This is a genomic window from Lactonifactor longoviformis DSM 17459 (assembly GCF_900129135.1).
GTDB classification, from domain to species: domain Bacteria; phylum Bacillota; class Clostridia; order Lachnospirales; family Lachnospiraceae; genus Lactonifactor; species Lactonifactor longoviformis.
Map to the genome: position 1 here is coordinate 1 of NZ_FQVI01000051.1, position 12,824 is coordinate 12,824.

Genomic DNA, 12,824 nt, shown 5'->3' on the forward strand with positions numbered 1-12,824 from the left:
CATAATGGTTACCCCTTTCAGGGCGTGTCGTGCAGACCTCCCCAGGTACCACACGTTTCTTTCTCTCCATCCATCTGCCACATCTACCATACATGATTCCGGGTAGTTATTGGACTTCGACTTGTCATGCAGCCTTATCCTCATGCATAGCCTCTTATGTGGTTTCTGTTCGTCAGACCAGAGATTTGCCCATGGGTTCGTATGTTCCCCATATCCGGCTTCCTTCGGATTCCACCTCACAATGGACACCCTTGCCTTCGGCTATATCCTTCCCACCACCGGGCGGATTCCGGACTTGCACCGGTTAGAAACGTGCGCCGCCGGGCGCACATGATAAAAACCGGGAGAACTGCAGATACTCTGCAGGCTCCCGGTTTTTTTATCCTATGCTTTTCTCCAATGTTTTCATATAGCAGATGGCCTGCTCTGCATACTGATCCATTAATTTTGACTGCGTTTCCATATCTCCGGAGGCATAAGGGTTCGCCAGCCTGGGCATAAACTCCATTGTGATAGGTCCCTCGTAACCGATATCCTTCAGAACATAAAACATCTCCTTAAAGTTCGTGCTTCCCAGACCTGCCGCCTCCCGGGTATTATCCGCAATATGCACATGCATAAGGTACGGAGCTATCATCCGAAGGCTAGCTCCTATATTATTTTCTTCCAGACTCATATGAAACATGTCGGCCATAATCCCAACTGCAGGATGATTTACCTCACGGACAAATGCCAACGCCTTGGATAGTGTATTTACCAGATACGTTTCATATCTGTTAATAGCCTCTACAGCCAGGCGTATTCCCTGGGTCTGTGCATACTCTGCCGCTTTACGTACATTAGACACAGCATTGGCCCAGGCCGTCTCATAAGAGCGTCCGGGGAGTGGCTCCGTTCTTCCCACCGGAGAGGGCACCACAATCATATAGGGTGCTCCCACCTTTTTTGCAAAATCTACGTTATCTTTTATATACTGGACCGCCTTTTCTGCCTCCCCGGGTTCTCCTGAGGTTAAATCCCTGTCTTCCGGAAAGATTCCGCACAGGGAGGTACAGATTAAACCATACTCTTCCAGCAAATCAACCATCTTATCCTGATCCGTGGTATACGGCTCTGCGGCAAATTCTATGCCGTCATAACCGTATTTTTTCAATCTCTCAAAACTATATTCTATCTTTTCGTTTCCCACAATCCACTGGGTCATACTATACCGGTACATAGCATCCTCCTTATTCTGTTTTGAGCGCCGCGTCAAAGGCAATGCCGGAGGGTGAAAAATTCATCTTCCGGATATATTCATAGGATTCCCTGGCTCCTGTTTCCCGTTCCATTCCGGAGTCCTCCCATTCCACTGACAGCGGTCCCTCATACCCCATTTGATTCAGTTCCCTTATAATTCCGTCAAAGTCCACATCCCCGTGTCCTACGGATACAAAATTCCACTTTCTTCTGGTGTCCCCGAACTCCAGATGAGATCCCAGGATTCCGGCCCGCTCGTTCTGGTTCATCTTTACATCTTTTATGTGTACATGATAGATTCGATCAGAAAAATCCCGCAGATAAGTCAGCTCGTTCACTCCCTGCCACACCAGATGGCTGGGATCGTAGTTAATGCCCAGGGTCGGTCTGCGGCTGAATGTATCAAGGAGTGCTTCTGTTGTATAATAGTCAAAGGCAATTTCCGTGGGGTGTACCTCAAGCGCAAATTTGATTCCATATTCATCAAAGACGTCAAATATAGGAGACCAGAGATCATAAATCCTCTGATACCCTTCCTCTATCATTTCTTTTGTTGTCTGAGGGTATGAGTACCACCAGGCCCACAAAGGGGATCCCGTAAAACAGGTAATTACCTGAACCCCCATAAGATGAGCAGCTTTTGCCGTGCGTTTCATTTCCTCCACTGCCCATTCCCGGATCTTATCCGGCTGTCCTGAGAGAGCGGAGGGTGCAAAATTATCCAGCCGGGGATCCCACACATCCCCCACACACTGCCCCGTCAGATGAGCGGAGATTGCGTAACAGGAAAGATGATGCTCTCTCAGCGTTGCCTGTACATACTCTACATATCCCTTCTCATCCAGGGCTCTCTGCACATTAAAATGGGCATGAGTGGCTAATTCTAACCCTTCATAGCCAATCGACTCTGCCAAACTGCATAAGGCTTCTAAAGACATGTCCCCAAACTGCCCGGAAGCCAGCGTAATCGGACGACTCATACTATTTACCTCCTATTCTACGGTAATCCTTTTTCCTGTCTGGGCGGACTCCATTGCGGCAAAAACTGCTTTCATAGCAGAAAGAGCCTCTTCCCCGGATATGGCAGGCTCCTGATTGCTGACAAGACAATCTACCCAGAGATCTATAATTCCTGATTTTGTCTGATGATCATTGGTCTGAATCTCATCTGCCTCGTACAGGGTTCGGGTCCCGTCCTTATGTTCTATGACTATGGAATACCGGGGATCCTCGTAGATATGCATAACGCCCTCTGTCCCGTACAGCACTGTGTGATTATCCTCCTGTCCGTGGCAGGTCCAGCTGGCCTTCATAATTCCCACACAGCCCCCATCCATCTGATAGATACAAAAGGCATTGTCATCCACACTGATGAAATTGCCGTCTTTATCCCGTTTCTCCAGAGTTCCCACATAAGCCATTACCTCATGTACCCTCTGTCCCGTAAGAAACTGGATCAAATCCGTCTTATGAATCCCCAGATCTGCCATTGCTCCGAAAGCCGCTTTCTTCTTATCAAAAAACCAAATCTGACTGCTGCTGCTGTCAATGGTCCATGTCTCCGGACCGCTGTGCTGAAAATTTGTCTCGAACGTAATAATGCTTCCAATCTCCCCTGCCTGCACCAGTTCCCTGGCTTTGGCATGAGCCCTGGCAAGTCTCTGATTGTGGCCAATCATAAGAAATCTGCCGGTCTCCCTGGCTGTCTGTACCATTCTTTCGCATTGCTCCAGGGTAATTGCCATAGGTTTCTCGCAGAGCACATGCTTTCCCGCCCTGAGCGCCTCCACCGTCATATCACAGTGAAATGCATTTGCCACGCAGATACTTACTGCATCTATAGACGGATCTTTCAGCATGTCCTGAAATTCTTTGTACGCTGTGGCCTCATACCGGGATGCCACTTCACAGGCTCTTTCATAGTTCAGGTCATAAACCCCGGCAATCATTACCTCTTTCCGGTCTGCGTATTCCGGAAGATGACGCACCTGAGCGATCTTTCCGCATCCGGCTACACCTACTTTTATCATATCCTTTACCTCCCGGGACTGTCCCTGCCCTCCGTAAAACAGTGAGGAGGTGCAGGGGACATCCGTTAAATTAATCGTCTATATGAGCATATTTACTAAAATGCCGTGGGTCCAATAATTCAGCAACCTCCACACACGCTCCGGTCTTTGCCGCGTATTTTGCACCCAAAACCATAGCAAGGCTGTAGAGATTATCCCTCCCATTTGTCTCAGGCTCTCTGTTCTCTGCAATGGCAGCTGCAAATTCCGCGATGGAGGCCATTCTTTCCTCCTCCTCCATAGCAGCCAGATCAAATACAAGATCCCCGTTTTTTTCCACAGCTCCGTCCTGGAATACGGAGACAAAAAGATCGGAAGGATGCAGTATTACCTGATTATTATGCCAGTGAATCTCCCCTTCACTGCCCTGAATCCTCCAGTCACCGTCCCATGTAGTCTCCCATCCCTGGGAAACCCAGCTGCCGTTATAGGAGACAACTGCGCCGTTTTCCATTTCAAAAATAACACTGGCCGCAGGATTCCCCTTAAACCAGCTCCAGCTGGTATTCCAGGAGTGTGCTTTGATTCTTACAGGGTTCAATCCCAAAATTCCGCGGATCTGATCAAAATGATGAATACTCATATCCTGAATCAGAGGCTCAAACATCTCCGTACGAAATCCTGTAAAATGAGGTGCCTTTTGAAAGTTAATAAATACACTTCCAATTTCCCCCACAAACCCTTTTTCCACTAATTGCTTTACCGTCTGCGGGGCTCTTTTAAACCTGTAATTCTGGCTGATCATTAATTTTTTTCCTGCTTTTTCAGCCGCCAGAACCATCTTCAGCGCATCCTCCATCTCTTCAGCCAGAGGCTTTTCTACCAGACAGTGCAGTCCGCACTCCAAAGCCTCAATGGCAACCTCCTTATGAAAAGCCGGAGGAACTACTACAAAGGCTGCGTCTGCCTCAACATGCTTCACAGCTTCCTTTAATGTCAGAAAGCAAATAGAGGGATCCAGATGATAGGTATTTACTGCATAATCCAGCATCTCCTGTTTCATATCTACCAGCCCCGCCAATTCCACCCAGGGGGACTGAAGCGCCTTTTCTACCCAGCTGAATCCCCAGCTTCCGGTTCCTATCTGTATAACCTTAAGTTTTTTCTTCATAATCTTCGACACTTCTTTCTGCATAGCAAACTACTTGATCTGATTTGCCCAGTTTTCCGGATCTTCTACATTATCACTGGTAATGAGTCTGGGATATACATACTGTTCCTTCTCCGGATTCTCATCCTCTCCGCTCAGATACTTATAAGCCACATCCACAGCCAGGGCACCCATGTCAAAAGGATTCTGTTCCACAGTGGCGTCCAGATATCCATCCCGGATATAGTCCAGCTCTGCCGGTGTTCCGTCAATACACACAACGGGAACATGTCCCTCTTCCCCTACTTTCTTTAACTGGTTTATCTGCTTTAATCCCGCAATGACTCCTCTGACCATCTCTCCGTTATGGGTAAATACAGCGTTAACCTCACTGTTAGAAGATAAAATATCAACAGTGGCATTCTGCGCTGTCTCCGCGTCCCAGCTGCAGTCATTGGCAATCACTTTATAGCTGCTGTCAGTGGCCATCTCATCCTCAAAGCCTCCGCCCCGCCGCACTGCATGGTAAGCGCCTGTTGCACCTGTGCATTCCAGCACACTGCATGGATCTGCGATTTCCATAAGATGTTCGGCAGCCATTTTTCCGCCGGCTTTATTGTCAAAGGTACAGGAAGCCAACACTTCACATCCCTCAGCCACATTTCCATCCAGAACTACCACAGGAACCCCTGCATCGTTCGCTTTTTTCACTCCGGCTACCAGTTCCTCAGAATTATTGGGGGCCAGAAGAATTGCATCAACACCTTTTGTGATACTGTCCTCAATCTGCGTAATCTGTGTGGAGCTGTCAGAATTTCCGTCAAGAACCTCTACCTCAATCCCATACTCCTTGCATTTATCCTGGATCCCCTGATCCAATGCCACCATAAATTCAAATCCCCGGCTGTACAGCAGCGCAGATATCTTATACGTATCTTTCTCCTTATTTTCCGGTTCCTGTTCTGCTGCTGTGTCTGTCCCCTCCTTATTTTCCGGCTCCTCTGTACTGTCATTCTTCCCGCACCCGGCGGCAAGCACTGCAACAAGTAAAACTGCCATCATAACGCTGATTATTCGTTTCTTTACCATAAAAATCCTCCTTCGCACTGGTCTCTTATCTGGAGCGTTTCCCAATTCTGTTTCTGTTCGCGTCCAGAAGAGCCGCAATAATAATAACTACACCTTTTACAATCTTATCCCACGCAGGGGGAACTCCCAGCAGATTAACTGCGTTTGAGACAAGAGAAATCAGAATTACACCTAAGACGGTACCCAAAACTGTACCCCGCCCGCCTGACAGGCTTGTGCCGCCCACTACTACTGCGGCAATCGCATTCATTTCCACACCGTCACCGGCATTGGGGCCCGCGGATTCCAGCCGGATCGTTAAAAGAAGACCGGCAATTGCCGCGCACAGACCGGAAATCATATAGGCCATAATGATAATACGCTTTGTCCGGATACCTGCCAGCTTTGCCGCCAGTTCACTGCCCCCCACTGCATATACAGATCTTCCAAATGCTGTCTTTGAAAGACAGATCCAGGCTATTATGCAGAAGATTACCACTACCCAAACAATCAGAGGAATACCGATTACATAGGAAGAAGTCAGCACTGTAAAAGACCTGGGCACAGGCCCTATGTTAGCACTGTTTGTAAACACCAGTACAATTCCCCTGGCTATACTCATAGTGGCAAGCGTAACAATCATCGGAGGAATCCTAAATTGTGTTACCAGAGAACCATTGATGATGCCAAATACAATTCCCACTGCAAGCATAACTAAAACACCTACAAATGGCGGAAAACCTGTCTTTACAATCAAGGCCATTCCAATCGCCGAAGCTACAGCTTCCACAGACCCTACTGACAGATCAATTCCTCCGGTGATAATTACGAAAGTCACACCCAGAGACAGTGTACAAAGTATAGTAGACTGTATCAGCAGGTTTCTCAGATTGTTCCACGTGAGAAAACTGGGAGTCAAAACAGACATAACAATAATAAATACCAACAACACAAGAAACAGCCCCATTTTATCCAGAATCTGTCCAAGCTGCCCTGATTTTGTTTTAATTTGCTGCAAGTTTAATCACCTCCTCCTTGGAAACCTTATGGTCATTGAATTTTCCGGCTATCTGTCCTTCCCGCAAAACCACAATACGATCGCTTAGAGCAAGAAGTTCCAGGATATCTGAAGATACCAACAGCACTGCCAGGCGATTCTTAACCGCCTCATCAATCAATTTGTGTATCTCTTCTCTTGCGCCCACATCCACGCCCCGTGTTGGTTCGTCAAGAAACAATATTCTGGGATCCATCGCCAGACTTCTGGCCAGCACTACCTTTTGCTGATTGCCTCCGCTTAATGAATTAACATCGGTTTCCACAGAGACTGTTTTTATTCTGAGCTTGTCCCTGTAATCTTCGACTACCGCTCTCCCCTGTTTTTTCTGTATCATCCCGTAGCTGCTGATTTTTTTCAGTATCCCCAGCTGTATGTTATGCTCCACAGACTGTCCCAGAACCAGGCCCTGAGTCTTTCTGTCCTCCGGCACCAGGGAGATTCCTTCCCTGATAGCATCCGCAGGGTGATGAAAATTCCTGCGCTTGCCATTCACCAATATTTCTCCGCTGTCATAGGTATCTGCACCGTACAGTGCCCGTACTATTTCCGTTCGTCCGGCTCCTACCAAACCAGCCAGTCCCACGACCTCCCCTTCATATAAATCAAAAGAAATATCTTGAAACATTCCCCGGCTGGTCAGATGATTAACCTCCAGAACCTTTTTTCCTTTTTCTTTTACCCGATGCCTGACCTCAATATTTCCGGCTTCCCTTCCTACCATCATCTTAACAATCTCATCCTTCGTAGCATCCTGGCCTGGCACACAGCCAATATATTTTCCGTCACGGAATACTGTTACCTTATCTGCTATTGCAAAAACCTCTTCCAGACGGTGGGATACATAGAGGACAGCAATTCCCTGATTTTTTAACTCTTTTACAATTCTGAGCAGATTATTGGCATCCACCTCTGACAGGGAAGCTGTGGGTTCATCCAATATCAGTACTTTTATATCCTTAGAGAGTGCCTTGGCTATCTCGACCAGCTGCTGTTCCCCTGTAGAGAGGGAAGATACAATACTTCTGGGATTTATATTGGCTCCTATCCTGGCAAGTATGCCCGAGGCCTTTTCATTCATCCCTTTCCGGTCCAGAAAATGAGTCTTTCCCTTGGGCCAGTCTCCTAAAAATATATTTTCCGCTACACTTACCTCCGGCACTAATAAAAGCTCTTGATGAATGACCGCGATTTTGTTCATCTGGGATTCTCTGGGATTTCTTAAAACAGTTATCTTACCATCGATGCGGATCTCTCCTGAATCCGGCATATGTGCGCCGGCAAGTACTTTAATGACCGTAGACTTTCCCGCGCCGTTTTCTCCTACCAGACAATTTATTTCCCCGCCCTTCAGATGCAGCTCTACATCATCCAATGCCTTTGTGCCTGAAAAAGATTTTGTAATATGCTTTAGTATAACCTCCATACCCACCACACACCTTATCTAGAGAGTTTGTTCAATGGCTTTTATGTGTTTGATAGCCAGCTCAGTATATTCATCAAAAAATTCCTTTCCACCGCCGGCTTTTAATGTTCCAAATGGGTCCGCCCCTGCCGGAAGAAGCTCAAAGGTAATGTATCCCTGATACTTAATATCCTGCAGAGCTTTCATTATAGGAGCAAAGTCAAGGTGGCCTTTGGAAGGCGCCGCCCTGTTTGAATCAGCAAAATGAATATGTGTCAGCTTGCTGCCGCAGTCCCGGATAGCCTGGGGAATATCAGCCTCATCAATATTCATGTGAAACAAATCTCCCATAACGCCTACATTATCCATTTTTACATCCTTTAGCATATCCATTGCCTGCTCCAGACGGTTCAGCATATACGTCTCATACCGGTTCCAGCATTCCAGGCAAAGATTAACACCTGCCTTGGCTGCATACTCAGCACCCTTGATAATGCCTTCCACACCCCATTTATATTCATCTTCGTAGGGAGCCAGAGGTACGGTTTTACAGCATGCAGTCGGATTAGCTATCACCATATGGCAGTCAATCGATGCAGCAAAGTCTACCACCTTTTTGACATACTCCAGAGCCTGTTCTCTCATCGCGGGGTCCGGGTGTGCCAGATCTCTGTCCTCATTGTAAACAGAACAGATAGAAGACACTTTGATATTATTGTCCCTGCACAACTGATTTACCTCTTTTACATCGTAATACTCCGGTTCTCCGCAGAGTTCTATGGCATCATACCCATACCTCGCGCACCTCTCAATACTGTCTTTTGCTTTTTCACCATAATAAACCAGGGCATCATAACTGTACTTAAACATATACTTCCTCCTTTTCTTTTATAGCAAGAATCATGATCCTTTCTTATACTACCCATAATATCCCAAATATTTATGTAAAACTATTAATATTATTGTGCAAATTATATTATATTTTTGTTTTTATGATATATTTTTGTGCAAATTATATAACTTTCTTGCTAAAGCTTATATTTCTTATTTATTTTGTTACCTTGAAAACTCATTCGACTATAATAAAAAAACAGAATAAATAACATCTCTGTTATCTACTCTGCGCTCTGTAATTATCGTCTTTTCCACTCTTTTCTATAGGTTCCGGGGCTTATCCCCACAGTCTTTTTAAACAGCAGGTTAAAATAATTTGGATTTTCATAACCAAGTTCCACCGCTATTTTTTGAACGGAACATGATGTTTCCCTCAATTGCTTTTTCGCGTACTCCATTCTGCAGAAAATAGCATACTGTATGGGGGATATTCCCACCTCCTCTTTAAACATATGGGACAAATGATATACACTTACATTTACATGATCTGCTAGCTCTGAAAGACTTAGATTTTCTTTGTAATGTTTCTCAATATATTCTTTTGTAATAGCAATAAAATCTCTTTGAATACTGCTTTTACTGCTCAGCGTCTTACAGAGTATAGACAAAACTCCCTCCAATAAAGTATCAGCCAATTCTCTGGAAATATTCTCATCCTCAATTTCTCTCAGCATTCTCTCACACAAAAACTTACAGCTCTCAAGATCCTCAGAGATTTCAAAAACTTGATACACCCCGCTGTCAATAAAAATTTCCCCGCTTAACTTGCCTTTAAATGTAACTGCCTGACTGAATAACAGCTGAAAATATCCGGAATTCATTTGGATTACTTTTCTGGAAATATCTGCTTTAGATAAAAGTACCTGTCCCTCAAATAGGGTTACCAATTCATCTTCAATAAGTATCTGGATACTATTGCGGTAGACAAGATACAGCATTTGATTGCCCATACCTGCCATATCATCCGATACTCCTATATCCTTATTTTTACATATCTTTAAAAGCATTGGACGTTGTATAAAATAGGAATTTCCCAAACTTTTTCACCCCATTGTAAGTAAATCGTTTGCAGAAAATGCATGTTCTTCTAAAACACCATGTTTTAATACCAAAACTTTCGTACATAGTCTTTGCAATTCTTTATAATCTGAGGAACTAATAATAAATGATACCCCTTCCTGCGCCTTTTCTAAAATCAGCTGATACATCTCATTTTTAGATGCAATGTCTATACCCTTTGTAGGCTCGTCAAGAAGTAAAATACTGGATTCCGAAACAATCCATCTAAAAAATATTGTCTTCTGCTGATTGCCCCCGCTTGCATACTTAATTGCCTGGCTTGGATTAGATAAATAGTAACCTGGCTGAACAACAAACTTTATAAATGATTCAATCTCTTTTTTACTGTTTTTTAAGAATGATTTCTTCTTATTTACTTCCGTTAAAACGGTATTGTCTAATACTGACAGATCCGGAATAATCCCCGACTCCAGCCGATCATCAGGCATATATCCAATATTTTGTTCTATGGCATCATAAACACTCATAAAATCTATTTTCTTCTGTTTTACAAAAATCATACCTCTGTCGGGCTTAATAGCCCCAAACAAAGTTTTCAGAAGAGCAGTCCGGCCAGAACCCATGGCTCCTGCAATTCCCAAGATCTCGCCCTTATGGAGGCGAAAGCTGATATCTTCATAGGCACCGTCTTTTGACAAATGTAATACCTCCAGAGCAACGGTATCAGATAACTTACTCCTGCTCACATATCCGGTATCCATTTTTGTTACTTCCATAAGGTTCTGAATGCATCTGTCCGTCACGTGTTCCATCCTATCATCCAGTATCACTCTTCCATCTCTCATAATACAGAGAGAATCACAGACTTCCCGAATCTCCTCCATTCGGTGTGTCACATATATAACAGAGGAACCGCTTTTTTTAAGGTTTCTTACCAGCTGAAGAACCACTTGCTGTTCCTGACATGACATCCCCGCCGTAGGCTCGTCCATAATATATAATTTGGCCTGCTTCAAAAAAGCCTTTGCCACGGCAATTATCTCTTTTTCACACTTTGAGAGGTTTCTTACTTTCTCGTCCGGAGAGATAGGCAGCCCAAAATACGTTAGAACCTCTTCTGCCTTCTTTCTCATCTTTTTATCATTGCAAAAAATGCCAAGCCTTCTCAGATAATTGCCGGCAAATAAATTATCTGTTATACTCATTTCCGGAATAAGACTAGGTTCCTGGTAAAGCGTAAAAATTCCCTTATCCAACACAATCTCAGGAGAATATCCACTAAACTTATCCCCATCTATATAGATATCCCCATCATCCGGTGGATATACACCAGATAAAATATTTACTATTGTGGATTTCCCGGATCCATTAGGCCCAATCAGACCTTTCACCTCGCCATAAGAAATATTTAGGTTCACATCATGCAATATTTGATTGCCTAAGAACGCTATATTTATATTTTTCATATCCAGCAGCATCTATTTTCCATCAGACCCTTCTATAAACAGTTAAAACTCTCACGATCATTTTCTATCATTATAATTTGTTATACCTTTTGTTACTATTAACAATATTGTGAAAACATATCACTTAATTGCTGTAACTGGAGATGCTATATGATATGTCATCTATAAGAATGATCAATAAAAATAAAATCACAAACATATGGAATAAAAAATACGGAGATACCGAAAGATGCATAAAATAACATGCAGGGAGATATGGACATAAAAAAACCGGATATACGTTATATCCGGTTTCCAATCATGAGCGTGCGGGGGTTCGAACCCCGGACAACTTGATTAAAAGTCAAGTGCTCTACCAACTGAGCTACACACCCTTATTTAATTGTGTTTCAATGCCCAGAGCCGGAATCGAACCAGCGACACGAGGATTTTCAGTCCTCTGCTCTACCAACTGAGCTATCTGGGCACACATACATAAATATTAAATTTTTGCTCAGCCGGCTCTGTAGTTCTTGTTCATTCCATTCACAAGAACCGCCTTCTCACTAGATTCAGCTTCGCTTCATCAAGTGTTCAATGCGTGAGCTATCTGGGCATAGAGTAGCGGGGACAGGATTTGAACCTGTGACCTTCGGGTTATGAGCCCGACGAGCTTCCAGACTGCTCCACCCCGCGATATTGAATTAGATATTGGATTGAATAATCCTAATGGATGGAGAAGGATTCGAACCTTCGAAGGCGGTGCCAACAGATTTACAGTCTGCCCCCTTTGGCCACTCGGGAATCCATCCATAAAGCCGATGATCGGACTCGAACCGATAACCTGCTGATTACAAATCAGCTGCTCTGCCAATTGAGCCACATCGGCGAATTGCTTAAAGCAATAGCGCCACGCTATCAGCGTGTCCAAAACAACGTTTAAAATGGGACCTATAGGGCTCGAACCTATGACCCTCTGCTTGTAAGGCAGATGCTCTCCCAGCTGAGCTAAGATCCCATAATCAAATAAATAGTAAATCAAACGACCCAGAAGAGACTCGAACTCTCGACCTCCGCCGTGACAGGGCGGCGCTCTAACCAACTGAGCCACTGGGCCAATCCTGAAGAACAATATTGTACCTTCAAAACTACATATACGAATACATCTTTTTTTCTACTTTACAACACTTACCGTTTTACTTAGAAATTTCTTTCTAAGTGTTCAGGTCAAGCCCTCGACCGATTAGTAACAGTCAGCTCCATGCATTGCTGCACTTCCACCTCTGCCCTATCTACCTCGTCGTCTTCAAGGGGTCTTACTTCTTCTAAAGAATGGGATATCTCATCTTGAGGGGGGCTTCACGCTTAGATGCCTTCAGCGTTTATCCCTTCCCGACTTGGCTACCCGGCCGTGCTCCTGGCGGAACAACCGGTACACCAGTGGTCAGTCCAACCCGGTCCTCTCGTACTAAGGTCAGCTCCTCTCAAATATCCTACGCCCACGCCGGATAGGGACCGAACTGTCTCACGACGTTCT

At 44.7% G+C, this 12,824-nt stretch carries 10 protein-coding genes, 7 tRNA genes and 1 rRNA gene; all 18 read right to left on the reverse strand.

Translation table 11 applies throughout. The annotated features are described in order from the left end of the window. Nucleotides 1–379: 379 nt before the first annotated feature. Nucleotides 380–1,219: a sugar phosphate isomerase/epimerase family protein gene (locus tag BUA56_RS21770; protein ID WP_072854863.1), complete on the reverse strand. Its 840-nt coding sequence runs from the start codon at nucleotides 1,217–1,219 to the stop codon at nucleotides 380–382. A 10-nt stretch (nucleotides 1,220–1,229) separates the two neighbouring features. Then, nucleotides 1,230–2,219, reverse strand: a complete 990-nt coding sequence (locus tag BUA56_RS21775; RefSeq protein WP_072854864.1) for a sugar phosphate isomerase/epimerase family protein — start codon at nucleotides 2,217–2,219, stop codon at nucleotides 1,230–1,232. A 12-nt stretch (nucleotides 2,220–2,231) separates the two neighbouring features. Continuing rightward, nucleotides 2,232–3,269 carry a Gfo/Idh/MocA family protein gene (locus BUA56_RS21780; protein WP_072854865.1) on the reverse strand — a complete coding sequence of 346 codons (1,038 nt, stop codon included), beginning with the start codon at nucleotides 3,267–3,269 and terminating at the stop codon, nucleotides 2,232–2,234. A gap of 70 nt (nucleotides 3,270–3,339) precedes the next feature. Next, the gene (locus tag BUA56_RS21785; protein WP_072854872.1) at nucleotides 3,340–4,419 is read right to left on the reverse strand and encodes a Gfo/Idh/MocA family protein; all 1,080 of its coding nucleotides are present in this window, start codon (nucleotides 4,417–4,419) and stop codon (nucleotides 3,340–3,342) included. A gap of 30 nt (nucleotides 4,420–4,449) precedes the next feature. Continuing rightward, entirely contained in the window at nucleotides 4,450–5,487 is a 1,038-nt protein-coding gene (locus BUA56_RS21790) for a sugar ABC transporter substrate-binding protein (protein ID WP_072854866.1), read from the reverse strand. A 25-nt stretch (nucleotides 5,488–5,512) separates the two neighbouring features. Beyond that, nucleotides 5,513–6,484, reverse strand: a complete 972-nt coding sequence (locus tag BUA56_RS21795; protein WP_084068200.1) for an ABC transporter permease — start codon at nucleotides 6,482–6,484, stop codon at nucleotides 5,513–5,515. Further along, nucleotides 6,471–7,949 carry a sugar ABC transporter ATP-binding protein gene (locus BUA56_RS21800; RefSeq protein WP_072854867.1) on the reverse strand — a complete coding sequence of 493 codons (1,479 nt, stop codon included), beginning with the start codon at nucleotides 7,947–7,949 and terminating at the stop codon, nucleotides 6,471–6,473. The genes BUA56_RS21795 and BUA56_RS21800 overlap by 14 nt, the downstream gene beginning before the upstream one ends. A gap of 18 nt (nucleotides 7,950–7,967) precedes the next feature. Continuing rightward, the gene (locus BUA56_RS21805; protein ID WP_072854868.1) at nucleotides 7,968–8,798 is read right to left on the reverse strand and encodes a sugar phosphate isomerase/epimerase family protein; all 831 of its coding nucleotides are present in this window, start codon (nucleotides 8,796–8,798) and stop codon (nucleotides 7,968–7,970) included. Nucleotides 8,799–9,061: 263 nt separating this feature from the next. Further along, entirely contained in the window at nucleotides 9,062–9,781 is a 720-nt protein-coding gene (locus BUA56_RS21810; protein WP_072854869.1) for a helix-turn-helix domain-containing protein, read from the reverse strand. 84 nt (nucleotides 9,782–9,865) lie between these two features. After that, complete coding sequence (locus BUA56_RS21815; RefSeq protein ID WP_158641031.1) at nucleotides 9,866–11,308, reverse strand: sugar ABC transporter ATP-binding protein; 1,443 nt, start codon at nucleotides 11,306–11,308, stop codon at nucleotides 9,866–9,868. Nucleotides 11,309–11,609: 301 nt separating this feature from the next. Next, nucleotides 11,610–11,682: transfer RNA gene (locus BUA56_RS21820), tRNA-Lys, on the reverse strand. A gap of 19 nt (nucleotides 11,683–11,701) precedes the next feature. Further along, nucleotides 11,702–11,774, reverse strand: a tRNA-Phe gene (locus BUA56_RS21825). Between the two features lie 135 nt (nucleotides 11,775–11,909). Continuing rightward, nucleotides 11,910–11,983 (reverse strand) — tRNA-Met (locus BUA56_RS21830). Nucleotides 11,984–12,017: 34 nt separating this feature from the next. Further along, nucleotides 12,018–12,099: transfer RNA gene (locus tag BUA56_RS21835), tRNA-Tyr, on the reverse strand. 4 nt (nucleotides 12,100–12,103) lie between these two features. Then, nucleotides 12,104–12,176: transfer RNA gene (locus BUA56_RS21840), tRNA-Thr, on the reverse strand. Nucleotides 12,177–12,232: 56 nt separating this feature from the next. Beyond that, nucleotides 12,233–12,305: transfer RNA gene (locus BUA56_RS21845), tRNA-Val, on the reverse strand. Nucleotides 12,306–12,330: 25 nt separating this feature from the next. Beyond that, nucleotides 12,331–12,404 (reverse strand) — tRNA-Asp (locus tag BUA56_RS21850). A gap of 106 nt (nucleotides 12,405–12,510) precedes the next feature. Further along, nucleotides 12,511–12,824: ribosomal RNA gene (locus BUA56_RS21855) — 23S ribosomal RNA — on the reverse strand; the annotation flags it as partial.